Here is a 26,751-nt window from a genome sequence, read left to right as displayed (position 1 = left end):
CTCGCCTTTCGGCCTCGCGGTATCTCTCAGACGTTTTTCTGAGGTTCCAGGCTCGCTCGGCAGTCCTTCGAAGTGCCGCATCGTAAGTCTAAGAATATTCTTAGATGGCCGCGGTCTTATGAAAGACTTATTAGCGTCCCTTCGCCTATATTTTCTAGGCTTTGATTGGACGCGATGTCTTTAGCTGGTCGGACATTTCTTATCAGGACGATAAGGCAATTCTAAAAGTGCCAAGGCGTAGTGTCGCAACTTGTTGGCATCGTCTTGACCGGGGCCTGGGCCCGTCGCACCGTTGTCGTCAAAGGGCCCTCGCGAAGCGGCCCGACCAACGGGAGGCTTGTCGGCCATGGCGCAGGGGCAGCGCGCGCGGGGCAGTCTGGCGGTGTGCGGATTCCTCGCCCTCGTGGCATGGGCCGGGGGCGGCCCCGCCCTCGGGGACGATGCGCCGCACCCGCCGCCCGATGCCGCCGCACCGGCCCGAGAGCGCGCACGGGACCTCACCGAGGACATCACCGAAACGGCCGCGCTCTATCCCCAGGACGGGCGCCGAGACCTGATGAGCGGCGACCGCGCCCGCTATCCGGGGGCGGGCGTCCTCTGGTGCCGCCGTTCGGACGGGGTGCCGCAGAAGGCAGCCGCCGCGTGGCTGATCGGCACGCCGTCGCTCGTGATGCTGAACGCGCACAACTTCCGCAACCGGCAGCTCGAAACGACGCGGCAGGTCGGCGACTGCTACTTCCAGATCGGCGGCCGCAACTATGACTTCATCGCCGAGAGCCTGCGCCTCGGCGTCGCCGCGGACGCGACGCGCCTGCACATCACCGACGACTGGGCGCTGCTGCGCCTCGTGCGGCCGGCCGAGGCGCTGCGCCAGTCGGTGCCCGATGCGCCCCCCGACCTCTCCACCGGCGACCTGTCGCTCGCCGTGACCCTGGTCGCCCCCGGCGGCCACCAGAACTACCGGGGCGACAGCAGCCTGGAGACCTGTACGGTGCGCCGGATCGATCCGCCGACGGAAGGCGGCATCCGGCGGGCCCGCCACGATTGCAACGACGGCTATGGCGGCTCCGGCTCGGGACTGTTCGACGAGGCGGGGCGGCTCGTCGCCATGCAGAGCGCCTCGCTCTCCATGAACTCCCGGCATGCCTTCGACATCGAGTTCCACTACGGCTCCGCCCTGCTCATCGAGGGCGCTCTGCTCGACGCCCTGCGCCGGGCGCAGCGGGAGGACACGACGCCGCAGGCGCCGTGAGCCGCGGCCCGCCCCGGCGCCGGAGCGCGAAGGATTCCCGCAAGGTGAGCCCGGCTTCGCTTGTGCCGGTGAGACAGGATGCGCCTGGAACACCCGCTGGGAACCCCGGTTGCCCGGACTCAAACCGAGACACCGGGAGACGACGTTCACATGTCGAAGCATCTGAAGACGGATACGCCGAGCGATGCCGACCTGAAGGGCAATCCGGGCATCGGGCAGTCGAAGGGGCTGACCGGAGCGGACCCGGAGGCGATCGAGGGGGATTCCACCTTCGAGGGCGATGTCGAGAACGAGACCACGCCGGAGGGTGGGGTCGATCCCGATCACCGCGGGCGCACGAACGCCTGAGCGGTCGGCGAAGAAGCGCCCAGCCCGCCTCAGTCCAGCAGCCAGCGGAGGGAGCGGCGCAGTTCGGCTGTGCCGTTCCGATCGAACCAAGCGCCGTGGCTGAACACCACCCGCTCCGGCGACAGAGAGACGAGTTGGGCGGCGGCACGGGCCGCGTCGCGCTTGCGCAGGCGCACCACCAGCCTGAGATAGATCGGCGCCCGCCCATCGGGCGCGGTCGCCCCGGCGATCCGCAGGAGCGGGCGCAGCAGGGGCAGGAGCTTTCCCGGTTCCAGGTTCAGCACGAGGTCGGTCAGGATCAGCGTGGCCGAGGCGGCGTGGAAGAAGGCCACTTCACGGAAGCCGAAGCCGCCGGGCACCACGACTTGCGACAGGTCGTCGGCCCATTCGGGCGGAGCCGCGTCGCCGAGATCCCGGTCGAGCCGCACGCCCGCCTGACGGACCTGCCGACGCTCGCGCAGGTTCGGGGCGGCCCAGGTCAGGGCCTGCGGGCAATGCCGCTGCCATTCCTTCAGATAGGTCCAGTGCCCGACATTGGGCGCAACGAGATGGCGGATCGGCCCGAGCGCCTCGATCTCGCGGTGCAGGCGCGCATCGTAGCGGGTCGGCGAGTGCAACCACAGGCCGCCATCGGCGAGCCGCACCACGGTCATGCGCACGGGCAGCGGCAAGCCAGCAGCGTGGATCGGGCCGCTATCCACGATCCAGAGGCCGAAGGCGACGGGCTTGAGCCTGTCGAGGGGCGGATAGGTGGGATCACTCACGGCAGCGGGTCCGGAATCGAGGGTTTTGCGGAAGGCCGATCATGAAGCCGCCGCTCGGCAGCCGCGTGACAGGCGCATCGAAGGCGGCTGGGGACGGCAAATGATCCTGAATGCGCAAAGGCCGGATCGCCCTGGCGATCGATAGACGTCCAACCGGGGCGCTCCCGCTCGGTTTCCGAATGAAGGCCGCCCGGCCGTCTTTTCTGACCTGTCGCGCTGCGGGAACAAAGCTTTCGCGCCGGCCTTCCCGTGACGATCCTTCCCGCACGGCCGGAGCGCTCGCCGGCTCTCGCCCTACCTCGCACAGGAGAAGGCTATGGCGCAGCAGATCCCGATCAGCCGCAAGGCCCGCGCCGACGATCCGCGGGCCGATGCCGAGCGCGACGATGGCACCCACGAGATCGCGCCCGATCTCGCCTATCGACGCCTCGTGCTGGCCAATGTCGTGTTCGTCGGCCGTCCCGGCGCGGGCGACCGCAACTGGGTCCTCGTCGATGCCGGCATTCCCGGCTCGAAGGCGGCGATCCGCAACGCGGCCGCCGCCCGCTTCGGCGAGGGCGCGCGCCCGGCGGCCATCGTGCTGACCCACGGCCATTTCGACCATGTCGGCGTGCTCGAAGATCTGGCGGAGGAATGGGACGCCCCGGTCTACGCCCATGCCCTCGAACGCCCCTATCTCGACGGCCGCGCCGCCTACCCGACGCCGGATCCGAGCGTCGGTGGCGGCCTCATGGCGCGCATTGCGCCGCTCTATCCCACCAAGCCCGTGGATGTGTCCGCGCGACTCCAATCGTTGCCCGCCGACGGCAGCGTGCCGCCGATGCCGGGCTGGCGCTGGCTCCATACGCCGGGCCACGCGCCGGGCCACGTTTCGTTCTGGCGCGAGGCGGACGGCAGCCTGATCGTGGGCGACGCCTTCGTCACCACCGCCCAGGAATCGGCCTATGCCGTAGCCACCCAGGCGCCGGAGGTGCACGGCCCGCCGATGTATCTGACCATCGACTGGCCGGCCGCGGGCGCCTCCGTGCGCTGCCTCGCCGCGCTCAAGCCCGAACGGGCGGTGACCGGCCACGGACGCGCCCTCCAAGGACCGGAGCTGCGCCGCGGCCTCGATGCGCTGGCGCAGGATTTCGAACGCGTCGCCGTGCCGGATCAGGGCCGCTACGTCGAGACGCCGGCGCGGGCCGAGGACGGGTCGGCCTATCGTTCACCGTGAGGTCCGCGGCGATGCGCGATCAACCGGGCGCTCCCGCGCCGAGGGAGGGGGCCGACTTCCCGGTCGCGGCGGGCGTGCTGTTCGGGCTCGGCCTCGGTGGCTTCTTCGACGGCATCGTGCTGCATCAGGTGCTGCAATGGCACCACATGCTCAGTTCCTGGTACCCGATCACCTCGATCGAGAACCTCGAACTCAACACGCTGTGGGACGGGATTTTTCACAGCGCCACCTACGTCTTCGTCGTGGTCGGGCTGTTCATCCTGTGGCACCGGGCGCGGGGACGGCATCTCAGCTGGTCGAACCGGGCACTGGCTGGTAGCCTGCTCGTCGGCTGGGGACTGTTCAACCTCGTCGAGGGCCTGATCGATCACCAGTGGCTCGGGGTGCACCACGTCAACGAGCAGGTGGACCGGGCCCACTGGCTGGCCTGGGATTTCGGCTTCCTCGCCTGGGGTCTCGCCATGCTGCTCGGCGGTGTTGGGCTACTGCGAACCGGACGCGGGCAGGCCGGAGCGGCTCCCACCGCGCTGCGGCGATGAGGCAGGCGGGAGAGGCCGGCCTGCGGCGCGTCTGGCCCTGGCTCGTCCTCGCCGCAGGCCTCGGCCTTGCGACGATGCCGGCGTGGCGGGCTCTGGCGTTCGGCATCCGGGTGAGCGCGGAGGATCTGCTTCAGATCCGCTGCCTGCCGTGGTGAGGAAGCCTTACAGGACTGCGCCCCCTCACGATATCTCATTGTATTTTACGACATATAGAATTTCATCAACGGCAGATATTGAAGGGCGCTGTCGTCATGGACGTCGTTTTTATCGTGTGCGCGCCACATTTCTTCAAAGCGTTCTTGGGATTTATTGATATTATCATCATTTATCCCGAAATATCCGCGTGTTGCCTTTCTTTTGTACTGCTCCAAGGAACGCACATGGTAGTGGTTGATCCTCAGTTTCTGATGTGATGGCGTCATGTCATCATAAAATCCATGCGGCGGGCGATTGTGAAGAGCCGCTTTGGTTTCGTCTACGAATGCGCCATCGAGTTTAAACGTATGCGTTCCGAATGGGTAAAACACTTTCGGCGGCTTGATGATCGACTTTACATGCCTGTTTTTAATGTAGCTGTCATCGGCCCTGTGAAGCATGGTCTCGATGACGGTTCCTTCCGGTTTTGTTTGATGCCCAGAGGATCCGTAGATGTGCCAGTAAACCCCGATGCCGGAGACATCTTCGTAGTCGCATAAAACATTTCTGATATCGCCGCCCTGGCTGGGGAATAGGAATTCGTCTGCATCGATGAAAGCAATCCAGCGAAATTGGTCGCCAAACATTTTAATCGCATCGATCTCGAAATCGATCGGGTCGCCCGATCGACGATGCAAATATGTGACCGAGGCGGCATCGCGAAATTGTTTGATGACGGAGCGGGAATTGTCCGAGCTTCCGTTGTCTATAATAATTAGATGTTCGAAGCCGACTGCCCTGTGGAATGCCATCCATTCATGAATAAGATCGTCTTCGTTTTTGATATGCACATATGCCGCGGCGTACTTCATGTCTGTTCCTTTTTTGGGTTGCTTGAGATGTAAATTGAGATTTTGATGTAGCGGTCAGAATTTTCATCAATATATGGCAATATTATTTTTCATCATTGTATATTTCGTGCTTTGTTTGATAATCCCACAAATAGCTCTTTCGGACGTAGCCATTCGCGCGAGGTGTCGCGATGAAAGACTCTAAGGTGATTTTCGTATAAAAATTAATTTTGAGTTGTTCAAGACTCAGGACACTCTCATTGTCGCTTTGGCATTCACGCGAACGAACTGCCCACCCGATAGGTGACTTTGGCGCGGCTCATGCCTGCTCCTCCGGCACTGGCGTGCGAGCGCCGGTTGCAAGGGCGATTTCGGCGGTCAGATGCATCTCCCGGCCTTTGAATTTCGCAGATCCCCGTCGCTCTTCGCGCCAGCATCCCAATCGGTTAAATGGGCCGTCTAATCGGTGCCTTTCACGGGTGCCCGCCGCGATGTTCCGCTGGAGGCGAGGGCGGCGGCTGGGTGTTTCGTGAAGCACTCTCAGACGGCAGGAAGCGGATTTCGATGACGGCAGGCGCGAACCACGGGGCGGAGAGCGGCTTCACGGCGATCGTGCTGGCGGCCGGCAAGGGTGTGCGGATGCGCTCCGACCGGCCCAAGGTTCTGCACGCGCTGGCCAACCGCTCGATGCTCGGCCACGTGCTCGCCGCGGTGCAGGAGGCGGGCGCCTCCCGCCTCGCCGTGGTGGTCGAGCCGGACCGTGAAGACATCGTCCGCGAGATCGAGCGGCTGGCGCCCGGCGCCAGTGTTCATCCGCAGGCCGAGCGCCTCGGCACGGCGCATGCCGTGCTCGCCGCCCGCACGGCGCTGGAGGGGGGGCAGGACGTGATCGTGGCCTTCGGCGACACGCCCCTCGTCACGGCCGAGACGTTTGCTCGCCTGCGCGCGCCCCTGCGTGAGGGCGCGGCGGTGGCGGTGCTGGCCTTCGAGGCCGCCGACCCCACCGGTTACGGGCGCGTGCTGACGGAGGGGGATCGCGTCCTAGCGATCCGCGAGGAGAAGGACGCCTCGCAGGACGAGCGGCGGGTGACCCTGTCGAATGCCGGGCTGATGGCGCTCTCCGGCGCCCACGCCCTCGGCCTCTTGGAGCGGATCGGCAACGACAACGCCAACCGTGAATACTACCTCACCGACGCGGTGGCGCTCGCCGCGGCCGACGGGCTCGCCGTCGCCGTGGTGCCCGTGGCCGAGGCGGAGGCACAGGGCGTCAACGACCGGGTGCAACTCAGCCAGGCGGAGGCCACGATCCAGGCGCGCCTGCGCCGGGCGGCCCAGCTCGGCGGGGCGACGCTGATCGCGCCCGAGACGGTGTTCCTCAGCGTCGACACGATCCTGGGCCGCGACGTCGTCGTCGAGCCACACTGCGTGTTCGGCCCCGGCGTCGTCGTCGGCGATGGCTGTACCATCCGCGCCTTCTCGCACCTGCACGATGCCCGGCTGATGGAGGGCGCCGATATCGGCCCGCATGTGCGCCTCCGCGGTGGTGCGGTTCTGGGGGCGGGCGTCCATCTCGGCAACTTCGTCGAGATCAAGAACGCGACCCTGCATGCGGGCGCCAAGGCCTCGCACCTGACCTATCTCGGCGACGCCGAGGTCGGGGCGGGCGCCAATATCGGCGCGGGCACCATCACCTGCAATTACGACGGCGTGTCGAAGCACCGCACCGTCATCGGCGAGGGCGCCTTCATCGGCTCGAACTCGGCGCTGGTCGCGCCGGTCAGCGTCGGCGCGGGCGCGCTGGTCGGGGCTGGCTCGGTGGTCACCCGCGACGTGCCGGCGGACGCGCTCGCCGTTGCGCGGGGGCGGCAGGTCACCCGCGAGGGGGCGGCCAAGACCTTGCGCCAGACTCTGAAGGCCGCCAAGGCCGCCCGCGAGGCGAAGAAGAGCTGAGTCGAAAGTCACAGGGCGGCGGGTGCTGGCCTTCTCGCGCTGCGATCCCTACAAGCCCCTCCATCCGCGCCACGCCTCAGGTCAGGCTCTTGCTTTGCAGGAAGCTGAGCTAGAGCGGATGTCCCACACGGGATGATGCGGCATTGTCAATCGGGCGGCTTCAGGATCGGCCATGTGCGGAATTGTCGGCATCGTCGGACGTGAATCGGTCGCGGACGCGTTGGTCGAGGCGCTGCGGCGGCTCGAATATCGCGGCTACGATTCGGCTGGCGTCGCCACCCTGGAGCACGGACGGCTCGACCGCCGCCGGGCCGAGGGCAAACTCTCGAACCTGCAGCGTAAGCTGGTCCAGGCGCCGCTTCCAGGCGCCATCGGCATCGGCCATACCCGCTGGGCCACACACGGACGCCCCAACGAGACCAATGCCCACCCGCACGCCACCGAGCGGCTGGCGGTGGTTCATAACGGTATCATCGAGAATTTCCGCGAGTTGAAGAGTGAACTCGAAGCGGCGGGGGCGCGCTTCGAAAGCGAGACCGACACCGAGGTCGTGGCGCAGCTCGTCAGCCACCTGATGGAGCAGGGGCTCGGGCCCGTGGCCGCGGTCGAGGCGGCGCTGCCGCGCCTGCACGGCGCCTTCGCTCTGGCCTTCCTGTTCGCGGGCGAGGACGGTTTCCTGATCGGCGCCCGCCACGGCGCGCCGCTCGCCATCGGCTTCGGACAGGGCGAGACCTATCTCGGATCTGACGCGCTCGCGCTCGCGCCCTTCACCGACGAGATCACCTATCTCGAAGAGGGTGATTGGGCGATCCTGACCCGCGACGGCGCCGAGATCCGCGACATCACCGGTGCCGTGATGCACCGGCCGCGCCAAAAAATCGCGACGCAGGCCTTCCTCGTCGACAAGGGCAACCATCGCCACTTCATGGCGAAGGAGATCCACGAGCAGCCCGAGGTCGTCGGCCGGACGCTGGCCCACTACATCGACATGTCGCGCGGTCAGGTCGTCCTACAGGAGGAGCTGCCCTTCGATTTCGCCCGGCTTTCGCGCCTGTCGATCACCGCCTGCGGCACCGCCTACTATGCCGGCCTCGTCGCCAAATACTGGTTCGAGACCCTGGCGCGTCTGCCGGTCGAGATCGATGTCGCCTCCGAGACCCGCTACCGCGAGCCGCCGCTGGAGCGGGACGGGTTGACGCTCGTGATCTCGCAATCGGGCGAGACCGCCGACACGCTCGCCTCGCTGCGCTACGCCAAGGCGCAGGGGCAGCACACGCTGGCGGTCGTCAACGTGCCGACCTCGACCATCGCCCGGGAATCCTCGGCGGTGATGCCGACCTTCGCCGGTCCCGAGATCGGGGTTGCCTCGACCAAGGCGTTCTCCTGCCAACTCACGGTGCTGCTCTGCCTCGCGCTGGCCGCCGGGCGCGCCCGCGGCACCCTGAGCGCGGAGCGCGAGCGCGCCGTCGTCGATGCGCTCATCACCGCCCCCGGCTTGATGGCCGAGGCGGTGACGATGGAAGCGGAGGTCGAGGTGCTCGCCCGCGAGATCGCGAAGGCCCGCGACGTGCTCTATCTCGGCCGTGGCACGAGCTACCCGATGGCGCTCGAAGGCGCCCTGAAGCTGAAGGAAATCAGCTACATCCACGCCGAGGGCTACGCGGCGGGCGAACTCAAGCACGGGCCGATCGCCTTGATCGACGAGAGCGTGCCGGTGATCGTGATCGCGCCCCACGACGCGATCTTCGAGAAGACCGTCTCGAACATGCAGGAGGTCGCCGCCCGCGGCGGCAAGATCATCCTCGTCGGCGACGCGAAGGGCGCGGCGGCGGCCGGGCTCGACACGCTGGCGACGCTGACCATGCCGGATGTGGACCCGGTGATCGCGCCGATCGTCTACGCGGTGCCGATCCAGCTCATCGCCTACCATACCGCCGTCTTCATGGGCAAAGACGTCGATCAGCCGCGCAATCTAGCAAAATCCGTCACGGTGGAGTGACAGGACGGCGCATCGATCCGGCCTTCGGATCGATGCGCCTGCCCAAGAATCAGGTGCGCCAGGGGTGGTCGGGCAGCTCGGTGTCGCCGATCGCGCTGGCGCCGGCGAGCGCCACCGCGTCATCGTTCTCCACCGACGAGCCGCTGACACCGATCGCGCCCGACATCTCGCCATCCGCATCGACGATCGGGATGCCGCCGGGGAAGGTGATCAGGCCCTGGTTCGAATGCTCGATGCCGTAGAGCGAGCCGCCGGGCTGCGACAGGGCGCCGATCTGGCCCGTCTTCATCCCGAAGAAGACGGAAGTCTTGGCCTTCTTCTGCGCGATGTCGATCGAGCCGACCCAGGCGCCGTCCATACGGTGGAAGGCCTTGAGGTTGCCGCCGGAATCGACGATCGCGATGCACATCTGAGTGCCGAGTTCGACCGCCTTGGCGCGGGCGGCTTCAATCGCCTTTTCCGCCTGTTCGATGGTGACGTGCATCGGGTCTTCTCCCTGAAACTTATCGCTGAACCTTGGCCACAACGGGCTGTTCCGAGGTAAGATTTCTCGGGCCCCGATCAAGTTGCCTCGCGCACCACTCAATATGCCCTCCGGCACCGGTCGCTCTTGAGCCGCCCGTGCGCAGCCGCTACGTCTCTGCCCCGGAGAGCCGGAGGCCGGGATGGATCCGTCCGTCCGCTCGTCCGTCGCTCGAGGTGCATGCGTGGCGCCGACCCTCTCGCCGATTCCGGATGCCCCGGAACCCGCCTCGTCCAAGACGCGCGTCAGCGCCCGGGGCCGGCTGCGGACCTACTTCCTCACCGGCGTGATCGTCGCGGGCCCGCTCGCGATCACGATCTACATCACGTGGTGGTTCATCGCCCTCATCGACGGATGGGTGAAGCCGCTGGTGCCGGTCAGCTACCTGCCGGACCACTACCTGCCCTTCTCGATCCCCGGAATCGGCCTCGTCATCGCCTTCGTCGCGGTGACGCTGCTGGGTTTTCTCACCGCCAACCTCGTCGGGCGCTCGGTGGTCGAGTTCGGCGAGGTGCTGCTCGCCCGCACGCCCGTCATCTCCGGGCTCTACCGCGGCCTGCGCCAGATCTTCGAGACGCTGTTCTCGGCCAACGGCACCTCGTTCCGCACCGTCGGACTCGTGGAGTTTCCGGTGAAGGGGACGTGGTCGGTGGTGTTCCTCTCCGCACCCGCCGCCAACGAGGTGCAGGGCGCGCTCCATGCCAAGGAGGGGGGCGAGGCCAAGGATTATGTCGGCGTCTTCCTGCCCTGCGCGCCGAACCCCACCACGGGGTTCTTCTTCTACCTGCCGCGCGCGGACATCGTCGAGGTCGGCATCAGCGTGGACGACGCGGCCAAGCTCGTGATGTCGGCGGGCGTGATCCAGCCGGAAGATCCGCGAGCGGGCCTGCAGGCCATGGCCGCGTCCTTGCGGCAGGCGCAGATGCAGGAAGGCGAGGCTGCAGAAACGGAAAAGGCGCGCCGTGAACCGGCGCGCCAGGATCTGTAGAGCGTTCCGAGGCCTGATCGCCTCAGTGCTGGAGCGACGCCTTCTCGACCGGCAGGGTCGGCGGTGTCGCGTCGGCGACCTGATGCGTGGCCGCAGGGCGGGCGACCGGCGCGGACCAATCGCTGGCGATCTGGACCGTCACCAACAGGGCGAGGCCCGCACACAGGGCATTGGCCGCGATCCAGAGTCGGCGCGAGGATTGCCGAACGGCATTGACCAGAGCGTCCGTCGTCGTCTCGTCGCGCGTCTCGCGGTCCGAGATCGGCATGAGCCAAGGTTCGACGGAAAGCGTGTCGGCTCCCCAATTCTCGGAGGAACCCGGCAGGCGTTGGAACGGTGCGATCGACATCGCGATCCTCCTTTTTTCCAGTGGCACCCCGGTCTACGAGGCCGTTTGTTCATCTTCAGTTAAGCGGCAATTGGGGCAGATACAAGGTAATTCCGCTTTTTCTGCCCTTCCGCACGCTCGCTCCGAGTGCGAGCGACGCTGTGCAAGGGGTTGATCGGAAAAGAAAAACGCCTTTTTCCCGCGCAGAGTTGCCGCAGCCGGGAATGCCCGGCGCGGCGGATTCAGCTTCCTGAACGGCCCGTTCAGAATCGTCCGTTTCTGAATGGTTTTCTGAACGGGCGATCATCTTCGGTGTCCGCAGGCTCCCTCCGGATGGAGAAAACGGGCTAGTCTCGACCGCCGCGCGGGCGCGGGGTCAGCCTGCGCCGATGAGTCGAATCGCCGCCTCGCGCTCGAACAGGTAGAGCAGCACCCTGAGCGCCCGGCCGCGCTCGCTCGAGAGGCGCGGGTCGCGCTCCACGATCAGCCGGGCGTCGTCGCGGGCGGCCTCCAACAGGTCGCCGTCGGTCTCGAGCCGGGCGAGGCGGAAGGCGGCGGCGCCGGATTGGCGGGTGCCGAGCACCTCGCCTTCGCCGCGCAGGCGCAGATCTTCCTCGGCGATGCGAAAACCGTCCTCGCTCGAGCGCATCATCTCCAGGCGCGCCTTGGCCACTTGGCCGAGGGGCCCGCGATAGAGCAGCAGGCAGGAGGAGGCCTTCGAGCCGCGCCCGACCCGGCCGCGAAGCTGGTGGAGCTGGGCCAGCCCGAAGCGCTCGGCATGCTCGATCACCATGATGGTAGCCTCCGGCACATCGACGCCGACCTCCACGACGGTGGTCGAGACGAGCACGCGGGTGCGGCCGGCGGCGAAGGCCTCCATCGCCGCGTCCTTCTCCGGCCCCGGCATCTTGCCGTGGATCAGGCCGACGGCGTCGCCGAAATGCTTCTGCAGATCCTCGAACCGCTCGGCGGCGGCGGCGAGATCGACATATTCCGATTCGGCCACCAGCGGACAGATCCAGTAGACCCGGTCGCCCCCCTGAAGCGCCCGGTGCAGCCCGCCCACCACCTCGTCGATGCGCTCGACCGGCACGGTGATGGTCTTGATCGGTTGGCGCCCGGCCGGCTTCTCGTCGAGCACCGAGACGTCCATGTCGCCGAAGAAAGTGAGCGCCAGGGTGCGCGGGATCGGGGTGGCGGTCATCACAAGGATGTCCACCGCCTCGCCCTTGGCCCCCAGCGCGAGGCGCTGGTGCACGCCGAAGCGGTGCTGCTCGTCCACCACCGCGAGGCCGAGATCGCGGAACGCCACCGACTCTTGGAACAGGGCGTGGGTGCCGACGACGATGTCGATCTCGCCCGCCGCGAGATCCGCCAGCGTCGCCCGCCGCTCGGCGGCCCGGTCGCGGCCGGTCAGCAGCCGCAGGCGCATGGCGCCGGCCAGCGGCACCAGTCGCTCGTAATGCTGGCGCGCCAGAATCTCGGTCGGCGCCATCAGCGCCGCCTGCCGCCCGGCCTCCACCGCCGAGGCCATGGCGAGCAACGCCACGGCGGTCTTGCCGGAGCCGACATCGCCCTGGAGCAGCCGCAGCATCCGCCGCTCGGCGGCCATGTCGGCGCGGATCTCCGCCACCGCCCGCGCCTGCGCCCCGGTCAGCGCGAAGGGGAGCGCCGCCTCGACGCGCGCTTTCAGATGCCCGTCGCCGGCATTGACCCGGCCGGGCTTGCGCCGCTGCCGGGCCCGCACCAGGGCGAGCGCGAGCTGCGAGGCGAGCAACTCGTCGTAGGCGAGGCGCTTGCGCGCGGGGCTCGCGGGCGGCGCCTGTCCCTCGACCGGGGGCGGGGGCGCCTCCTCCGGCCGGTGTTCGATGCGCAGGGCTTCGGCGAAGGGGGGAAAGCGGTTGCGGGCGAGATAGGACGCGTCCTGCCACTCGGGCAGGACGGGCAACCGGTCGAGCGCGCCGTGGACGATCTTGCTGATCACCCGCGAGGTCAGCCCCTCGGTCGCCCCATAGATCGGCTCGACCGCGGGTAGGCTGGCCAACCCCTCCTGGTCGAGGATGCGGGAGGGATGCACCATCTGCCGCGTGCCGTCCCACAGGTCGATCCTCCCTGAGACGTAGCGATGGCTGCCGAGCGGCAGCATCTTCTCGATGCGCCCCCGCGGCATGCCGAAGAAGACGAGGCTGATATCGCCGGTCCCGTCCTCGACCAGCACCCGGAACGCGCGTTTGCCGAGGCCCGGCGGCCGGTGGGCCACCACGGTGACGCCGAGGGTAACGGGCTCCCCCGTCGGCGCATCGCGGATCGAGCCGCAGAGCGGCCGGGCGACGCCGCTTTGGGGCAGGTGGAACAGCAGGTCGGCGACGCGGGCCGGCCGCTCCTCGGAGCCGAGCAGCTTTTCGATCAGCGGCGCGATCTTCGGCCCGACGCCGGGCAGGCCGCGGGCGGGCGCGAAGAGCGGGTCGAGAATGCTGGGGCGCAGGCCGGGGGCGTCGTCCCCAGTGGGGCGGGGAGGGGCCGCGTCGCGTTCGAGGGCCGGGGTGGTGTCCGAGGGCATCAGGATGGCGTCATGCTGGCCGGCCTAGGTTGCCGCACTTCGTGCTTCGGCCGCATCGCGTGCATACGGCATTGGAGCCGCAGTTCCCACCGGCTCCGCCACCGCAGGGCTTCGGTGTTGCGGGTCAGGGAGCGATCTGGTGGCGGAGGACTTCGAGGTTAGGCGGGAGCGGCGGTAGCGCGTCGAGCCCGAACTGCTCGGCGAGCATGAGCAGTTCCTTATCCGCCGGCATGAACTCATATTCCGCGACGATATTTTCCAGCTCCGCGATAAAATTCGCCGCCGGATCTTCGCGGTTCGCCTGATCGTCCAACCTGACGAGAAGGCGCATCGCATCGCCGAGCGGTGGCACAGCCTCGTCACATAGCCCCAGCCGGACGAGCTTCGCGACGTGGAGGAATTCCCTTATCTGGCGATGGGGATAGCCGAGAACGATGTCGTCCGCCACGATGAGCGGCTCGCCCTGCACGCTTGAGGCTCGCGTGCGCAGCGCGTTCTCGACCATCCAGCCCGCGCCAGGCCGGGCCGCAATCATGTGCTGGCCGAGGAGTAGGCCGAGGTCGAGAGCGAGGCAGCGCCAGAGCGGGCGAAGCTGCGTCGTGCTCTCGCCGCCGACCTGTTTTGGCGCCGGTCCTTGGTAGCGTCGGGATAGACCAGGCGAGTAGCAGTCCGAGCCAGGCTCGCGGCTTCCTTCGACGTGCTCCGCAAGCCAGCGGCCGGCTACGTCCCAGGCGTCTGCATTCGGCGCGACGGCGATCCCTTGCCGTTCGAGCAGGGCTGCGGCCTATGCAGCCCGCTCCTCCGCGACGGCGCTGACGCGGCGGGCGATGATCCGGGCCCGCTGCTCGGTCGCAGTCTGGTCGGGCGGTTCATGGTTGGCGGCGTAGGGAACGTAGCCCTCAAGGCGGCCGGGATAGGTCGCTTTCTCCCGCTGGAGGGACCGGTAAGTCGGCGTACCGATCGACCGCAACGAGGGAGCGGTGCTCCTCACGAGATAGCGCAGAAAAAACAAGGCGGACATCCGTGGTCGAGCGGGCGTGCGGTTGTTGCGAGATGGTCAAGCTGTTGCAAGTCTACTACAACTAAAAGGTGTGATGCGTCGCTGCCAGCGTTACCTACTCCGCGCTCCAGCTGCCAACGGAGTCCGCTCCCCGATCCGGCCGGCCGCTTTCCGGCACACCACCTGTGCCGACGCGCCGTTTGCCCGCGGCCGCCTGCCCCTCTACATGCGGGTTCAGGATTACCAGGGGACAGCCCATGTCCGGCACCACCCGCACCAGCGCCGACCTCGACCCGCGCCGCCGCCGCACGTTGTTTCGCGCGTGGCACCGCGGCATCCGCGAGATGGACCTCATCATGGGCCGTTTCGCCGATGCGGAGATCGGCGAACTCTCCGAAGAGGAACTGACGCAGTTCGAGGCGCTGATCGAGGTGCCCGACCGCGACCTGTTCCGCTGGCTCACCGGCGAGGACGCGACGCCGGAGAACTACGACACCGCCGTGTATCGCCGGCTCAAGGCGTTCCACCGCCACGACGCGCCGATTCACAACTGAACGTTTGCCGCCGCGGACGGCTTCCTGATTCGTGTCTCTTGCAAAACGCCCGCTGCACGGCCGCAGCGACCGGGCGTCTTGTGCGATATTCCAGGCGCCGGTACGCCCTTTCCCCTCTGCGGGAGGGGGCGGGTGAGGGGATGGCTCAAGCCCTTCCGGAGGCGGCGCTTCTCCCTCCCGGCTCTCGCTGACGCGAGGGCCATCCTTCCCCGTAAGAAGGGGAGGGCGACGACGTCGAGCGCACGCAGAAAACCAACGAACCGATGGCCAAGCCCCAACCCAAGCCGCCCGCTCCGAAGCCGCAGACCGCCCGCTTCGCCCTGCCGAAATCGGCGCCGCTCACCAAGGCGCTCGATGCGATCAAGCGCGGCGACAGCCCGACGCTGGCGAGCGTCCCCGACGGCTTCGACGCGCTGGTGGCCGCCGATCTCGCCCGCGCGCTGTCCGGCTCGTTCGAGGGGCCGGCGGTGCTGGTGCATGTCGCCCGCGATTCCGGCCGCTCCAACGCCTTCCAGAACGCGCTGAAATTCGTCGCCCCCGAGATCGAGGCGATGAGCGTTCCGGCCTGGGATTGCCAGCCCTACGACCGCGTCTCGCCGAACGGAGCCATCGCCGCCCAGCGCATGACCGCGCTCTCGCGGCTGACCCGCTCGCGCTCGTCGGAGGAGAAGCCGCGCATCCTCTGCACCACCGTCAACGCCCTGGTGCAGCGGGTGCCGCCGCGGTCGCGCGTGGCCATCGAGACCTTCTCGGCGGCGATCGGCAACGTGGTGCCGATGGACAAGGTCGTGGCCTGGGTAGAGGCGAACGGCTTCCTGCGCACGGGAACGGTGCGGGATACGGGCGAATACGCCGTGCGCGGCGGCATCCTCGACCTGTCGCCCCCCGGCCTGCCGAACCCGATCCGCCTCGACTTCTTCGGCGACACGCTCGAATCGATCCGCGCCTTCGATCCGGAGACGCAGCGCACCGTGGGAAGCCTGCGCTCCCTCGACCTCGTGCCGATGAGCGAGGTGCAGCTCACCACTGAGACGATCCGGCGCTTCCGGCAGGGCTACCTGTCGAGCTTCGGCGCGGCGACCCGCGACGACCGGCTCTATGAGACGGTGAGCGAGGGCCGGCGCTATGCCGGCATCGAGCACTGGATGCCGCTGTTCTACGACGGCCTCGACACCCTGTTCGACTATCTCGGCGATGTGCCGATGCTGTTCGACCCGCAGGTGGAGGAGGCGGCCACCGAGCGGCTCGCCCTGATCCAGGACTATTTCCAGGCCCGTGAAGCGGCGCTGAAGAACCCGCAGAGCGGCGTCGCGCCCTACAAGCCGCTGCCGCCGCGCGCGCTCTACCTCACGCCCAACGAGTGGAAGAGCAAGGTCGAGGCCGGCACGGTGGCCCGGCTCACCCCCTTCGCGATGCCGGATTCTGACGAGCGCGCGGTGATCGATTGCGGCGCCAAAGCCGGGCGAAGCTTCGCGCCCGAGCGGGCCGACGACGCGGCCAGCGTGTTCGATGCGGCCGTCGCGCATATCCGGGATCTCCAGGCATCCGGGCATCACGTGATCCTTGGATCCTGGTCCGAAGGCTCGCGCGACCGGCTCTGCGGCGTGCTGACCGACCACGGGCTCAAGAAGCCGACGGTGATCAACACCTTCGCCGCGGTCAACGCGCTCAAGCGCGGGACCGACCTGGCGGTCGCGGTCTGGGGATTGGAATCCGGCTTCACCCTCGACCGGCTCGCGGTGGTGGCCGAGGGCGACATCCTCGGCGACCGGCTGGTGCGCCAGAAGCGCAAGTCGAAGCGCCCGCAGGACATCATCCTGGAGGTGCAGGCGCTCCAGCCCGGCGACCTCGTGGTCCATGCCGACCACGGCATCGGCCGCTTCGTCACGCTCAAGACCGTGACGGCGGCGGGCGCGCCGCATGACTGCCTCGAACTGCAATATGCCGGCGGCCTGCTGCTGCTGCCGGTCGAGAACATCGAGCTCCTGACCCGCTACGGCTCAGAGGATTCGGAGGTCGCGCTGGATCGCCTCGGCGGCGGGGCGTGGCAGGCTCGCAAGGCCAAGATGAAGCGCCGCATCCTTGAGATGGCCGGCGACCTCATCAAGATCGCCGCCGCGCGCTTCGTCAAATCCGCCCCGCGCCTCCAGGCCCCGGACGGCCTCTATGGCGAGTTCGCGGCCCGGTTCCCGTTCGAGGAGACCGAGGATCAGGCCAACGCCATCGACGCGGTGCTCGACGACCTCAATGCCGGCCGCCCCATGGACCGGCTGGTCTGCGGCGATGTCGGCTTCGGCAAGACCGAGGTGGCCCTGCGCGCCGCCTTCGCCTCGGCGATTTCCGGCAAGCAGGTGGCGGTGGTGGTGCCGACCACCCTGCTCGCCCGCCAACACTACCGCACCTTCGCCGAGCGCTTCAAAGGTCTGCCGATCAACGTGGCGCAGCTCTCGCGCTTCGTCTCGGCAGGCGAACAGCGCCAGAACCGTGCGGGCTTGGCCGACGGCACGGTCGACATCGTGGTCGGCACTCATGCGCTGCTGGCCAAGAACGTCGCGTTCAAGGATCTCGGCCTCATCATCGTCGACGAGGAGCAGCATTTCGGCGTCGCCCACAAGGAGCGGCTCAAGGCGCTCCAGGCCGACGTGCATGTGCTGACGCTCTCGGCCACCCCGATTCCGCGCACGCTGCAACTCGCCATGACGGGTGTGCGCGAACTCTCGATCATCGCCACGCCCCCGATGGATCGGCTGGCAGTGCGCACCTTCGTGACGCCGTTCGATCCGCTGCTGGTCCGCGAGGCGCTGCTGCGCGAACGCTATCGCGGCGGCCAGTCGTTCTACGTCGCCCCCCGCATCGAGGATCTGGCCGAGGTCAAACGCTTCCTCGACACCGAGATGCCCGAGACCACCGTCGCGGTCGCCCACGGCCAGATGGCGGCGGGCCAGCTCGAGGACGTGATGACGGCGTTCTACGAGGGCAAGTACGACGTGCTGCTCTCGACCACGATCGTCGAATCCGGCCTCGACATCCCGACTGCCAACACGCTGATCGTGCACCGGGCCGACATGTTCGGTCTGGCCGCGCTCTACCAGTTGCGCGGGCGCGTCGGCCGCTCGAAGGCACGGGCCTACGCCCTGTTCACGACGCCGGCCAACCGCCAGCTCACCGCCCAGGCCGAACAGCGCCTGAAGGTGCTCCAGAGCCTCGACACGCTGGGCGCCGGCTTCCAGCTCGCGAGCCACGATCTCGACATCCGCGGCGCCGGCAACCTCCTGGGCGATGCCCAGTCCGGCCATATCAAGGAAGTGGGCTACGAACTCTACCAGCAGATGCTGGAGGATGCGGTCACCGCCCTCAAGGCCGGCATCGAGGAGCCGGTGGAGGAGGCGTGGTCGCCGACCATCGCGCTCGGCGCTCCGGTCACGATCCCCGAGGACTATGTCGAGGATCTCACCGTCCGGCTCGGCCTCTACCGGCGCCTCTCGACCCTCGAGAACGATGCCGAGATGGAGAGCTTCGGCGCCGAGCTGATCGACCGCTTCGGCCCACTGCCGCCGGAGGTGGAACAGCTCCTGAAGATCGTGACCATCAAGATCCTGTGCCGCGAGGCCAATATCGAGAAGGTCGAGGCCGGGCCGAAGGGCGTGGTGGTCCACTTCCGCAACCGCTCCTTCGCCAACCCGCAGGGGCTCGCCGCCATGGTCGTGGAGCAGGGCTCCTTTGCCAAGGTGCGGCCCGATATGAGCGTCGTGTTCATCCGCGAACTCGACGGCATCCCGCGGCGGCTGAAGGAGACGACGCAGATCCTGCGCGGGCTCGTGACGATCGCCAAACGGGCCAAGAAGGCAGCGTGACCCGGCCTTCGCGAGGCCGCAGGGCCTTCGCCGTCGGAGCGGGACGGCGAAGCGGGCGTGTCACGCGCGGCCTGTGCGAGAGATTTCGCGGCCTGGGAGATCCCGCTCAACTCACGCTGCGCGTTGATGAATCGCGTGAAGCAGCTGGTCATTTCGAATGACCTGCCAACAATTCTTGCATCTCGAAAAATAAAACGAGCCTTGATAAAGCTTCATTCGAGTCGCATATAGATTTTATCGATGCGAGGCCGGATTTTCTGGGCCGTGACGCCTCCGCAGGGCGGTTCTCATTTTCCTTCGTTATCGGTCGAACGACATAGCCTGGTGCCGCATGGCGCAAGGCTCTCTACCTGAATCCTGCGGAGACAAGGACATTCTATGAGCATCGGCACCGTCAAGTGGTTCAACGAGCAGAAGGGCTTCGGCTTCATCCAGCCTGAGGACGGCTCCAAGGACGTCTTCGTCCACATCTCCGCCGTCGAGCGCGCTGGCCTGCGTGGCCTCACGGAAGGCCAGAAGGTCTCCTACGAGATGGAAACCGACCGCCGCTCCGGCAAGCAGTCGGCGGGTCAGCTCCAAGTCGCGTAATTCGCGCCTGAACCCGATATGTCGAAGCCGCTCCGGACTGGAGCGGCTTTGCGCTTTTAAGGCCGTGGTCCATCCCGGGCTCGGCACATCCAAGGACACTCTGTGAGCTTCACGAAACAAAACTCCTTCGACGACCGTCGCCAGGATTCGGCTTCCTCCCGCGAGGCGATGCTCGCCCGCTTCCGCGCTCGCCCCTCCAATGATGATCCGGCTGTGCAGGCCCGCCAGGCCGAGCGCCGTGCGATCGCCGTCGCGCGCGACGAGCGGGTCAAGGAGCGTGAGACGCAGCGGCGCCTCGACGCCGAGCGGCTGGCTGCCATCGCCGCTGCCGAGCGCGAGGCCGAAGTGGCGCGCAAGGCCGCCGAGATCGAGGCCGCCGCCGAGCGTGCCCGTGAGGCCCAGGCCAAGCAGAAGGAAGAGCGGGACGCCCGCTACGCCGCCCGCAAGGCCAAGATCAAGCTGCGCCGCTGAGCGCGCTGATAAGCTTTCCCGTGAGTCGGATCCCCGGCTCGTGGGCTTGCCCCGGCACGGAGCTGGGGCCGCTTTCGGTCGAATGCGATCGAGACCAGCTCTGACCCGTTGTCTTGAAGGGGCTCTCCTCCGCCGAAGCGGCTTCCCGCTTCGACGGAATGCGTTCGAGGAGACATCGATGTTTCATAAGTTCAAGATCGGCCAGCGGGTTCGCCGCGCGCAATCGTCCCCCACCGACGAGCGGCTGGGATTCGGCACGATCAGCGAAGTCGTCCGCCTGATGCCCGACGATCCGACCGGCGAGCCCTCCTACCGGATCCGCTCCGGCTCCGCCGAGCGCGCTGTCCGCGAGAGCGAGATCATCGCAGCGGCGTAATTTGCCGGGTCGCGCATGAAAAAGGCGGGCCCGAGGCCCGCCGTCACTGTCCCGTTACGGGAACGACCTAAAGCTCGGGCTCAGCGAGCACATAGGGGCCGATCCGGCTCTTGAGATCGACCGGTGCGCCGGGGCGGGGACCCGCGTCGTCCATCTCGATCACCGGAATGCCGCCCGCACGCATCCGGGCGCGCAGCCGTTCGGCGAGCGCGGCGAGATGCGGGTTCGTGCTGGCCGAGAGCTGAAGAAGGATCGCCGCAGGACGGGCGATCACGGCAAGGACATCGTCCGCCGCTTCGATGGAAGCGGTGACGCTTGCATAACCGAGCCCGGCGAGGTCGGCGGCAAGAGAATGATCGACAGCGCGGCGGCCATCGTCAACGACAAGCACTTGTTGCAGCGCACCCATAAGCTTCAGCGTTACCCCATGTCGCGCCCTGTGTGAAGGGGCACCCCGGATAACCCGCATGGCCACGATTGGTTCGCCGGCCATGCAGATGGGGTGAACATGGAATCGCTGGGCTGAAGGCGGGATGAACTGCGCCGCACAGGTTGGGGGCAGGGGCCCTTACCTGCATCATTTCCCGCCTAAATCATTTTTTCTAAACGGCTTTTCATATGTTGGCATGGGGCGCCGGCACGTTGGAACGCGCCGTTCAGAGACCTGATTACGCAGGCGCAAAAATTTTCGCCGGGTCGGCGGAATCGGACGGTTCCACGACCTCGATCGCCGTCGCAAAGCCCGCGAACAGCACCGGCGCGTAAGGCGTCTCCTGCCATATTCCGCTCTGGATCGCCTGCCGATTCCCGCGCTGCAACGGCGTCACGGTGCAGGCTTGGCCCCGGAAGGCGAGGCGATCGTCCGCATCGCGCCGCATGGACATCAGGGCCGCGGGCAGGGAGAGCCGTTCCGGCTTGCCGAGCACCAGCGAGAGGTCGCCCGCCGTCCCGCGCCGGCCCGAGAGGATTGCCGTCTCGTCGAAGACGATGGTGTCGACCACCGTCTCGAGGCGCAGGCCCTGCGGCCGGTCCACGGCACGGCTGCGATTGGGGAAGCGCGTCGGCGCCCGGTGCACCAGGGCGACGGAGCGCAGATCCGCCGGCAGGTCGCGGCCGGCGAGGTTCTTTTCGAGGAAAGCGGGCGCGACGAGATGCGTCGGACCCGGTCGGCGCAGGGCTGTCGCGAAGGCGGCTCCGTCGAACAGCGGCAGCGTCTCCAGGGTGGCCCCCGCGACGAGGGCGGAAGCGAGCCCGGTGGCCAGGCCGCGCAGGTCGTGCGGGCCGATCAGGCTGAGGATGCGCTCGGCGGGCGCGACCCGCATTGCCACGAGATGGGCTGCGGCGGCCGCCACCACCGATTCGCCGCTGCGGTAGACCGGCCGCTCGGGGTCGCCGTCGATGAAGCTGACGATGCCGGCCGCGGCGGGAGCCGGTCCGGCCGGCTCTCCGGCCGGACCGTCGAGGACGAACCGGTCGAGATTGATCACCCCATCCGGCACGTCGGGGCCGAAGGCGGCGAGGTAGCGCAGGCCGAAATAGCGCGCGGCGACGGCGCAGAGGCGCTCGGCGGGTGCGGCGGAGCCGAGCCGGGACTGGGTCAGCACGGCGCTCAGGGCAACGGTCTGGGCCGCGGCGAGCAGGCGGTCCTCGTCCCAGGAGATCGGGAGCAGGCAGGCGACGTGGCCGGCGGCCTCGACGGCGAGGATGGCCAGCGCGCTCTCGGCCGAGCCCGGAAGGCACAGGCCGATGCGGCTCCCCGGCGGCAGACGCCAACTCCGCAGGCCGCGGGCGAGACGCTCCACGATCTCGGCGGCTGCGGCGTAGGTCCAAGTGATGGCGGGCCGGTCGCTCCAATCCGGCTTGTCGGCGGGGTCGACCACCGCGATCCGGTCGGGATGGCGCCGCGCTGTCGCGGACAGCAGACTGCCGAGGCTGATGCGCCGCAGGGGCGCATCGACCGGCGTCTCATGTGAGGTCGCGTCCGGGGTTCCCTGCGAGGCGCCGTTCAAGGCTCCCTGCAAGGCCCTCTGCGAAGCCTCAACCTGCGTGATTGCCCGTTGCGCCGACACTCGCGCCCGCCCTCGAAAGCCACCCCTGGTGATGAGCGAATAGGGTTAAGCAAGACTTAATGTTTGGTCGGCGCGGGCGTCTCGCGTAGAGAATTGGTGCGAGGGGAGGCCGCATTCGCCGGCACACCCGATCGTTCATGTCTCGGGCCCCATCCTGGAAATCGAATCCGGAACGAGGCCCGAGATTTTTGTTCGAGCCTCGTCCCGAAAGCCTGGGGCCATCTTTCGGGACGATGCTGTCGCATGGGCCTGCGCAGCCTTCGGGATCGTGCGCGGCGGGGCGGGGGACCGGGGCTGATGCTCGAACTTCTGCGGCGGCTGTGGGAGGTCGAGAACCTCTCGCCCCACGGCATCTGTCTGCTGTGGCGACCGGAGCTGATCTGGACCCATGTCGTCTCCGACAGCCTGATCGCCTTCGCCTATTTCTCGATCCCCGTCGGGCTGGCCTATTTCGTGTCGCGCCGCCGCGACGTGGCGTTCGGCTGGATGTTCTGGTCGTTCGCGGTGTTCATCACCGCCTGCGGCGCGACGCATCTCATGGCGATCTGGACGCTCTGGGTGCCGGATTACGGGCTGGAAGCCGCGGTCAAGCTCATCACCGGGATGGCCTCCATCGGCACGGCGGTGGCGCTCTGGGTGCTGATGCCGAAGGCGCTGACATTGCCGTCGCCGACCCAGCTCCGGCAGGCCAACGAGGCGTTGCAGGCCCGTATCGCTGAGCGCGACGCGGCTTTGGTCGCCCTGGAAGCCGCCAATGCCGAACGCGCGCGCGCCGAGGAGGCGTTGCGCCAGAGCCAGAAGATGGAGGCGATCGGGCAGCTCACCGGCGGCGTAGCCCACGACTTCAACAACCTGCTCAACGTGGTGCTGCTCAACCTCGACCGGGTCGAGCGCGGCCTGCCCGAGGCGAGCCCCCTGCGCACGCGCCTGCGCGATGCGGTGAAGGGCGCCGAGCGGGCGGCAACGATGACGCACAAGCTGCTGGCCTTCGCCCGCCGCCAGCCCCTCTCCCCGGTCAGCACCGACGTCAACGCGCAGATCGCCTCCTTCGCCGAGTTCCTGCGCGGCACGATCGGCCCGCGCATCCGGTTGGAGACCGATCTCGCCCCGAACTTGCCGCGGGTGAACATCGATCCCAACCAGTTCGAGAGTGCGATCCTCAACCTCGCGGTCAACGCCCGCGATGCGATGCCGGAGGGCGGCACGCTCACCCTCGCGACCCGGCCGCTGCCCGAAGGCGACGGGTTCGCCGTCGAAGTGTCCGACACCGGGATCGGCATGGCGCCGGAGGTCGAGGCGCGGGCCTTCGAGCCGTTCTTCACCACGAAGCCGTTGGGGCAGGGGACCGGCCTGGGCCTGAGCCAAGTGTTCGGCTTCGCGCAGCAATCGGGCGGCAGCGCCGCCTTCGTGCGCAGCGGCAGGCCCGGCACCACGGTGCGCCTGACCTTCCCGGCGAAGGCGCCCGCCGTGAGCCGTCCGGCGGTGCGGCCGGTCCCGGCTACCGAACCAGGCCTTGCGCCGCCGCTGCTGCCGCCGGTGGCGGTCGCGGGTTAAAAGCATCGTCCCGAAAGGTGGCCACCGGCTTTCGGAAAAAGAGGATGCAAAAACAAAAGCGAAGCGCATCGTCCCGAAAGGTGGCCGCCGGCTTTCGGAAAAAGAGGATGCGAAAATAAGAGCGAAGCGCATCATCCGAAAAGGGGCCACCGGCGTTCGGATGGAGGGGATGCAGGCAGGCCCGGACTCGACAGTTCGTGCGGCTTTTGCGCCTTCCGGATGCCGGCTTATCGAATAAAAAGAAGACGTGGGAGGGGGGGACGGATGGCCGACCAGCGGACGGTGCTCGTCGTCGAGGACGAAGAGATGCTGCTCAATGCCGTGACCATGGAGTTCGAGGATGCCGGCTTTGCCGTGCTCAGCGCCGGCACCGCGGAAGAGGCCTACGGCCTGCTCCAGGGGGCCGGGCGGGTCGATCTCCTGTTCACCGATATTCGCCTGCCGGGCCAGCTCGACGGCTGGGACCTCGCCGAGCGGGCCCGCGTGCTGCACCCGGCCCTGCCGGTGATCTACGTGACCGGCTACAGCGCCGAGCAACCCCGGCAGGTGAGCGAGAGCGTGCTGGTGATGAAGCCCTACCGCATGGCGGCGATCATGAGCGCCGCGCAGCAATTGGGCGTGGAGTGAGGCTGGCCGCGGATCACGACAGAGGGCGACGTGCCGTATGGCGGGAGCGGCGCACGACGATGTCTCGGTCCGTGGCGCGATCGTCGATCAGGTAGGGAAACGAGTTGAGCGGAAATCGCCGGATGCCCCGCTTACTCGTCAAACGCCCCGCCTGGGGATGCGCTTGCAACAGGGCCACGACCGATAGAATGCGCTCTTGAAGCCTGGATGCGGCTTGGGGTGACTCGTGTGCAAGAAAGTCGAGCGCCGCCTCGATTTGCCGAGCGGCAGTAAGCGTGTAGCGAACTCTCACCGACCATACTTCGCCCAGATGGCGCGCATCTGGTCCTCCGTTGCGAAGTCACCGCGGGCCTCTTCGAGATCCGACTCCGCAAGGTCAACCTCTTCCTCGGGCGTGAGCGGAATGACCGATTGCTCCTCACCCGCATAGGCGAGCACGAGACGCGCGATCTCGTCCTGCATTTCCGGGGAGAGTCCCCGCGCGGTGGCGACCGCTCGTTCGAGAAGGTCCGTCATGAGGTCCATTCTATAGAGGTGGACACAGCGCCGAAAGCGGCCTTCACGCGTCGCCCTCCCGCGCCTTCTCCCGCAACAGGAACTTCTGCACCTTGCCCGTCGAGGTTTTCGGCAACTCGCCGAACACCACGTGGCGCGGCAGCTTGTAGGGGGCGAGGCGTTCGCGGCACCACGCGACCAGTTCCTCGGAGGTCGCCTCCCGCCCCTCCTTCAGCTCGATGAAGGCGCAGGGCGTCTCGCCCCATTTCGCGTCGGGCTTGGCGACGACGGCGGCGACCGCGACCGAAGGATGCTTGAACAGCGCGTCCTCCACCTCGATCGAGGAGATGTTCTCGCCGCCCGAAATGATGATGTCCTTCGAGCGATCTTTCAGTTGGATGTAGCCGTCGGGATGCTTCACCCCGAGATCGCCGGAGCGGAACCAGCCGCCCTTGAAGGCGGCCTCGGTCGAGGCCGGATTCTTCAGGTAGCCGCGCATCACCACGTTGCCGCGGAACATCACCTCCCCGAGGCTGGTGCCGTCGGCGGGCAGGGATTCCATCGTCTCAGGGTCGCGGACGTCGAGCCCTTCCAGGACGGGGTAGCGCACGCCCTGGCGGGCCTTCTTCCGGGCCTGCTCGTCGGGGGACAGGGCGTCCCAATCCTCGTGCCACGCATTCACGACCGCCGGGCCGTAGGTTTCGGTCAGGCCGTAGAGATGGGTGACGTCGAAGCCGGCCTCGCCCATGGCGGCGAGCACCGCCTCGGGCGGCGGCGCGGCGGCGGTGAGGAAGTGGACCCGGCGGGGGAGGGGGCGCTTCTGCTCGTCGGGGGCGTTCAGCAGCGTCGACATCACGATCGGCGCGCCCGACAGGTGGGTGACGCCGTGCTCGGCCAGGGCCGCGTACATCGCGCCGGCCCGCACCTGCCGCAGGCAGACATGGGTGCCGGCGACGATCGACAGCGTCCAGGGGAAGCACCAGCCGTTGCAGTGGAACATCGGCAGGGTCCAGAGATAGACCGCGTGCTGTGGCAACCCGGCGGTGATGACGTTGCCGAGCGAGAGCAGGGCCGCACCGCGGTGGTGATAGACCACGCCCTTCGGGTCGCCGGTGGTGCCGGAGGTGTAGTTCAGCGAGATCGCGTCCCACTCGTCGTCCGGCATCGCCCACGCGTAATCGGGATCGCCCGGGGCGAGGAAGGCTTCGTAGTCGGTCTCGCCGACGGAGCCGCCGTCCCCGGTGAATTCCGGGTCGTCATAGTCGATGACGAGGGGTGAGACCCCGGCCTTGTCGAGCGCTTCGCGGCCGATCCGCGCGAACTCGCGATCGACGATGAAGACCTTGGCCTCGCCGTGGTCGAGGCAGAAGGCGAGAGCCGCCGCGTCGAGGCGGGTGTTGAGGGTGTTGAGCACCGCCCCCGTCATCGGCACGCCGTAGTGGCACTCGATCATCGCCGGCGTGTTGGCGAGCAGCACCGCCACCGTGTCGCCGCGGCCGATGCCGCGGGCAGCCAAAGCCGCAGCGAGGCGGCGGCAGCGGGCGTAGAGCTCGGCGTAAGAGCGGCGCAGGGGGCCATGGATCACCGCAACCCGGTCCGGGAAGGTGCGGGCGGCGCGATCGAGATAGGTCAGCGGCGTGAGCGGCTGGAAGTTTGCCGGATTCGGGTCGAGATCGCGGTCGTAGATCGTCGTGCGCGCCATGGTCTCGC

General features: G+C 67.7%; 28 protein-coding genes. 15 read left to right on the top strand and 13 right to left on the bottom strand.

Going from position 1 to position 26,751, the window contains the following annotated elements; genetic code table 11:
* Positions 1-346: 346 nt before the first annotated feature.
* A complete protein-coding gene (locus ASF53_RS14865) occupies positions 347-1,252 on the top strand; it encodes a S1 family peptidase (protein WP_056199712.1) in 906 nt (301 codons plus the stop codon).
* A gap of 150 nt (positions 1,253-1,402) precedes the next feature.
* Positions 1,403-1,600, top strand: a complete 198-nt coding sequence (locus ASF53_RS14860; protein WP_056199709.1) for a hypothetical protein — start codon at positions 1,403-1,405, stop codon at positions 1,598-1,600.
* Positions 1,601-1,629: 29 nt separating this feature from the next.
* Here ASF53_RS14860 and ASF53_RS14855 read toward each other — a convergent pair whose 3' ends face one another.
* The gene (locus ASF53_RS14855) at positions 1,630-2,364 is read right to left on the bottom strand and encodes a DUF4336 domain-containing protein (RefSeq protein WP_056199707.1); all 735 of its coding nucleotides are present in this window, start codon (positions 2,362-2,364) and stop codon (positions 1,630-1,632) included.
* Positions 2,365-2,680: 316 nt separating this feature from the next.
* On the opposite strand from ASF53_RS14855, the gene ASF53_RS14850 reads away from it, so the two are divergent.
* From ASF53_RS14850 to ASF53_RS26315, 3 genes are read left to right on the top strand one after another with little or no spacing between them, the layout of a single operon-like run.
* Positions 2,681-3,580 carry an MBL fold metallo-hydrolase gene (locus ASF53_RS14850; RefSeq protein ID WP_056199706.1) on the top strand — a complete coding sequence of 300 codons (900 nt, stop codon included), beginning with the start codon at positions 2,681-2,683 and terminating at the stop codon, positions 3,578-3,580.
* 11 nt (positions 3,581-3,591) lie between these two features.
* Positions 3,592-4,119 (top strand): DUF2243 domain-containing protein, encoded by a 528-nt coding sequence (locus ASF53_RS14845; protein ID WP_056199704.1) that lies wholly within the window; start codon positions 3,592-3,594, stop codon positions 4,117-4,119.
* The gene (locus ASF53_RS26315) at positions 4,116-4,274 is read left to right on the top strand and encodes a hypothetical protein (RefSeq protein ID WP_200943242.1); all 159 of its coding nucleotides are present in this window, start codon (positions 4,116-4,118) and stop codon (positions 4,272-4,274) included. Before ASF53_RS14845 ends, ASF53_RS26315 begins: the two co-directional genes overlap by 4 nt.
* Before the next feature lie 45 nt (positions 4,275-4,319).
* Here the strand turns inward: ASF53_RS26315 and ASF53_RS25065 are convergent, their stop codons facing one another.
* The gene (locus tag ASF53_RS25065) at positions 4,320-5,126 is read right to left on the bottom strand and encodes a glycosyltransferase family 2 protein (protein ID WP_082482736.1); all 807 of its coding nucleotides are present in this window, start codon (positions 5,124-5,126) and stop codon (positions 4,320-4,322) included.
* 543 nt (positions 5,127-5,669) lie between these two features.
* On the opposite strand from ASF53_RS25065, the gene glmU reads away from it, so the two are divergent.
* The gene (gene glmU / locus ASF53_RS14840; RefSeq protein WP_056199701.1) at positions 5,670-7,055 is read left to right on the top strand and encodes a bifunctional UDP-N-acetylglucosamine diphosphorylase/glucosamine-1-phosphate N-acetyltransferase GlmU; all 1,386 of its coding nucleotides are present in this window, start codon (positions 5,670-5,672) and stop codon (positions 7,053-7,055) included.
* Positions 7,056-7,227: 172 nt separating this feature from the next.
* Positions 7,228-9,054 (top strand): glutamine--fructose-6-phosphate transaminase (isomerizing), encoded by a 1,827-nt coding sequence (glmS, locus tag ASF53_RS14835; RefSeq protein WP_056199698.1) that lies wholly within the window; start codon positions 7,228-7,230, stop codon positions 9,052-9,054.
* Between the two features lie 49 nt (positions 9,055-9,103).
* Here the strand turns inward: glmS and ASF53_RS14830 are convergent, their stop codons facing one another.
* On the bottom strand, positions 9,104-9,538 hold the full coding sequence (locus ASF53_RS14830) for a GlcG/HbpS family heme-binding protein (protein ID WP_056199695.1): 435 nt from the start codon (positions 9,536-9,538) through the stop codon (positions 9,104-9,106).
* 181 nt (positions 9,539-9,719) lie between these two features.
* On the opposite strand from ASF53_RS14830, the gene ASF53_RS14825 reads away from it, so the two are divergent.
* Positions 9,720-10,565, top strand: a complete 846-nt coding sequence (locus tag ASF53_RS14825) for a DUF502 domain-containing protein (RefSeq protein ID WP_056199692.1) — start codon at positions 9,720-9,722, stop codon at positions 10,563-10,565.
* A gap of 22 nt (positions 10,566-10,587) precedes the next feature.
* On the opposite strand, the gene ASF53_RS14820 is transcribed toward ASF53_RS14825, so the two are convergent.
* From ASF53_RS14820 to ASF53_RS14805, 5 genes are all read right to left on the bottom strand, one after another.
* On the bottom strand, positions 10,588-10,914 hold the full coding sequence (locus ASF53_RS14820) for a hypothetical protein (RefSeq protein ID WP_056199689.1): 327 nt from the start codon (positions 10,912-10,914) through the stop codon (positions 10,588-10,590).
* A gap of 55 nt (positions 10,915-10,969) precedes the next feature.
* Complete coding sequence (locus ASF53_RS25780) at positions 10,970-11,200, bottom strand: hypothetical protein (RefSeq protein WP_156635557.1); 231 nt, start codon at positions 11,198-11,200, stop codon at positions 10,970-10,972.
* Positions 11,201-11,269: 69 nt separating this feature from the next.
* On the bottom strand, positions 11,270-13,453 hold the full coding sequence (gene recG, locus ASF53_RS14815; protein ID WP_056199686.1) for an ATP-dependent DNA helicase RecG: 2,184 nt from the start codon (positions 13,451-13,453) through the stop codon (positions 11,270-11,272).
* 124 nt (positions 13,454-13,577) lie between these two features.
* Entirely contained in the window at positions 13,578-13,958 is a 381-nt protein-coding gene (locus ASF53_RS14810) for a hypothetical protein (protein ID WP_056199683.1), read from the bottom strand.
* A 279-nt stretch (positions 13,959-14,237) separates the two neighbouring features.
* Positions 14,238-14,423 carry a hypothetical protein gene (locus ASF53_RS14805; RefSeq protein ID WP_156635555.1) on the bottom strand — a complete coding sequence of 62 codons (186 nt, stop codon included), beginning with the start codon at positions 14,421-14,423 and terminating at the stop codon, positions 14,238-14,240.
* Positions 14,424-14,710: 287 nt separating this feature from the next.
* On the opposite strand from ASF53_RS14805, the gene ASF53_RS14800 reads away from it, so the two are divergent.
* The 5 genes from ASF53_RS14800 (at position 14,711) to ASF53_RS14780 (ending at position 20,296) form a co-directional block, all read left to right on the top strand.
* Entirely contained in the window at positions 14,711-15,007 is a 297-nt protein-coding gene (locus ASF53_RS14800) for an FAD assembly factor SdhE (RefSeq protein WP_056199677.1), read from the top strand.
* A 263-nt stretch (positions 15,008-15,270) separates the two neighbouring features.
* Positions 15,271-18,861, top strand: coding sequence for a transcription-repair coupling factor (gene mfd / locus ASF53_RS14795; RefSeq protein ID WP_056199673.1), 3,591 nt, complete (start codon positions 15,271-15,273; stop codon positions 18,859-18,861).
* A 378-nt stretch (positions 18,862-19,239) separates the two neighbouring features.
* The gene (locus tag ASF53_RS14790) at positions 19,240-19,449 is read left to right on the top strand and encodes a cold-shock protein (protein WP_003599086.1); all 210 of its coding nucleotides are present in this window, start codon (positions 19,240-19,242) and stop codon (positions 19,447-19,449) included.
* Between the two features lie 102 nt (positions 19,450-19,551).
* Positions 19,552-19,920 (top strand): DUF6481 family protein, encoded by a 369-nt coding sequence (locus ASF53_RS14785; protein ID WP_003599084.1) that lies wholly within the window; start codon positions 19,552-19,554, stop codon positions 19,918-19,920.
* A 178-nt stretch (positions 19,921-20,098) separates the two neighbouring features.
* On the top strand, positions 20,099-20,296 hold the full coding sequence (locus ASF53_RS14780; protein WP_012255296.1) for a hypothetical protein: 198 nt from the start codon (positions 20,099-20,101) through the stop codon (positions 20,294-20,296).
* Between the two features lie 67 nt (positions 20,297-20,363).
* Here the strand turns inward: ASF53_RS14780 and ASF53_RS14775 are convergent, their stop codons facing one another.
* Both ASF53_RS14775 and ASF53_RS14770 read right to left on the bottom strand, forming a co-directional pair.
* The gene (locus ASF53_RS14775; protein WP_056199670.1) at positions 20,364-20,705 is read right to left on the bottom strand and encodes a hypothetical protein; all 342 of its coding nucleotides are present in this window, start codon (positions 20,703-20,705) and stop codon (positions 20,364-20,366) included.
* Positions 20,706-20,964: 259 nt separating this feature from the next.
* Positions 20,965-22,365, bottom strand: a complete 1,401-nt coding sequence (locus ASF53_RS14770) for an AMP-binding protein (RefSeq protein ID WP_056199667.1) — start codon at positions 22,363-22,365, stop codon at positions 20,965-20,967.
* 297 nt (positions 22,366-22,662) lie between these two features.
* Between ASF53_RS14770 and ASF53_RS14765 the strand changes: the two genes are divergently transcribed.
* A complete protein-coding gene (locus ASF53_RS14765; RefSeq protein ID WP_056199664.1) occupies positions 22,663-23,919 on the top strand; it encodes an ATP-binding protein in 1,257 nt (418 codons plus the stop codon).
* Positions 23,920-24,183: 264 nt separating this feature from the next.
* Entirely contained in the window at positions 24,184-24,546 is a 363-nt protein-coding gene (locus tag ASF53_RS14760) for a response regulator (RefSeq protein ID WP_056199661.1), read from the top strand.
* A gap of 13 nt (positions 24,547-24,559) precedes the next feature.
* Here the strand turns inward: ASF53_RS14760 and ASF53_RS25060 are convergent, their stop codons facing one another.
* From ASF53_RS25060 to ASF53_RS14750, 3 genes are read right to left on the bottom strand one after another with little or no spacing between them, the layout of a single operon-like run.
* Positions 24,560-24,838 (bottom strand): type II toxin-antitoxin system RelE/ParE family toxin, encoded by a 279-nt coding sequence (locus ASF53_RS25060; RefSeq protein ID WP_286134453.1) that lies wholly within the window; start codon positions 24,836-24,838, stop codon positions 24,560-24,562.
* Complete coding sequence (locus tag ASF53_RS14755; RefSeq protein WP_056200179.1) at positions 24,835-25,062, bottom strand: hypothetical protein; 228 nt, start codon at positions 25,060-25,062, stop codon at positions 24,835-24,837. Before ASF53_RS14755 ends, ASF53_RS25060 begins: the two co-directional genes overlap by 4 nt.
* 43 nt (positions 25,063-25,105) lie before the next feature.
* Complete coding sequence (locus tag ASF53_RS14750) at positions 25,106-26,743, bottom strand: acyl-CoA synthetase (protein ID WP_056199658.1); 1,638 nt, start codon at positions 26,741-26,743, stop codon at positions 25,106-25,108.
* Positions 26,744-26,751 lie beyond the last annotated feature (8 nt).

The sequence above is a fragment of the Methylobacterium sp. Leaf123 genome, from assembly GCF_001423405.1.
Taxonomy (GTDB): domain Bacteria; phylum Pseudomonadota; class Alphaproteobacteria; order Rhizobiales; family Beijerinckiaceae; genus Methylobacterium.
The sequence above is the reverse complement of the archived record's forward strand: the minus strand, read 5'-3'. Positions and strand labels throughout refer to the sequence as shown.

Coding starts and splice junctions, on each gene's coding strand:
- ASF53_RS14865 (WP_056199712.1), top strand. CDS start 347: ATGGCGCAGGGGCAGCGCGCGCGGGGCAGTCTGGCGGTGTGCGGATTC.
- ASF53_RS14860 (WP_056199709.1), top strand. CDS start 1,403: ATGTCGAAGCATCTGAAGACGGATACGCCGAGCGATGCCGACCTGAAG.
- ASF53_RS14850 (WP_056199706.1), top strand. CDS start 2,681: ATGGCGCAGCAGATCCCGATCAGCCGCAAGGCCCGCGCCGACGATCCG.
- ASF53_RS14845 (WP_056199704.1), top strand. CDS start 3,592: ATGCGCGATCAACCGGGCGCTCCCGCGCCGAGGGAGGGGGCCGACTTC.
- ASF53_RS26315 (WP_200943242.1), top strand. CDS start 4,116: ATGAGGCAGGCGGGAGAGGCCGGCCTGCGGCGCGTCTGGCCCTGGCTC.
- ASF53_RS25065 (WP_082482736.1), bottom strand. CDS start 5,126: ATGAAGTACGCCGCGGCATATGTGCATATCAAAAACGAAGACGATCTT.
- glmU (WP_056199701.1), top strand. CDS start 5,670: ATGACGGCAGGCGCGAACCACGGGGCGGAGAGCGGCTTCACGGCGATC.
- glmS (WP_056199698.1), top strand. CDS start 7,228: ATGTGCGGAATTGTCGGCATCGTCGGACGTGAATCGGTCGCGGACGCG.
- ASF53_RS14830 (WP_056199695.1), bottom strand. CDS start 9,538: ATGCACGTCACCATCGAACAGGCGGAAAAGGCGATTGAAGCCGCCCGC.
- ASF53_RS14825 (WP_056199692.1), top strand. CDS start 9,720: ATGGATCCGTCCGTCCGCTCGTCCGTCGCTCGAGGTGCATGCGTGGCG.
- ASF53_RS14820 (WP_056199689.1), bottom strand. CDS start 10,914: ATGTCGATCGCACCGTTCCAACGCCTGCCGGGTTCCTCCGAGAATTGG.
- ASF53_RS25780 (WP_156635557.1), bottom strand. CDS start 11,200: ATGATCGCCCGTTCAGAAAACCATTCAGAAACGGACGATTCTGAACGG.
- recG (WP_056199686.1), bottom strand. CDS start 13,453: ATGCCCTCGGACACCACCCCGGCCCTCGAACGCGACGCGGCCCCTCCC.
- ASF53_RS14810 (WP_056199683.1), bottom strand. CDS start 13,958: ATGGTCGAGAACGCGCTGCGCACGCGAGCCTCAAGCGTGCAGGGCGAG.
- ASF53_RS14800 (WP_056199677.1), top strand. CDS start 14,711: ATGTCCGGCACCACCCGCACCAGCGCCGACCTCGACCCGCGCCGCCGC.
- mfd (WP_056199673.1), top strand. CDS start 15,271: ATGGCCAAGCCCCAACCCAAGCCGCCCGCTCCGAAGCCGCAGACCGCC.
- ASF53_RS14790 (WP_003599086.1), top strand. CDS start 19,240: ATGAGCATCGGCACCGTCAAGTGGTTCAACGAGCAGAAGGGCTTCGGC.
- ASF53_RS14780 (WP_012255296.1), top strand. CDS start 20,099: ATGTTTCATAAGTTCAAGATCGGCCAGCGGGTTCGCCGCGCGCAATCG.
- ASF53_RS14775 (WP_056199670.1), bottom strand. CDS start 20,705: ATGGGTGCGCTGCAACAAGTGCTTGTCGTTGACGATGGCCGCCGCGCT.
- ASF53_RS14765 (WP_056199664.1), top strand. CDS start 22,663: ATGCTCGAACTTCTGCGGCGGCTGTGGGAGGTCGAGAACCTCTCGCCC.
- ASF53_RS14760 (WP_056199661.1), top strand. CDS start 24,184: ATGGCCGACCAGCGGACGGTGCTCGTCGTCGAGGACGAAGAGATGCTG.
- ASF53_RS14755 (WP_056200179.1), bottom strand. CDS start 25,062: ATGACGGACCTTCTCGAACGAGCGGTCGCCACCGCGCGGGGACTCTCC.
- ASF53_RS14750 (WP_056199658.1), bottom strand. CDS start 26,743: ATGGCGCGCACGACGATCTACGACCGCGATCTCGACCCGAATCCGGCA.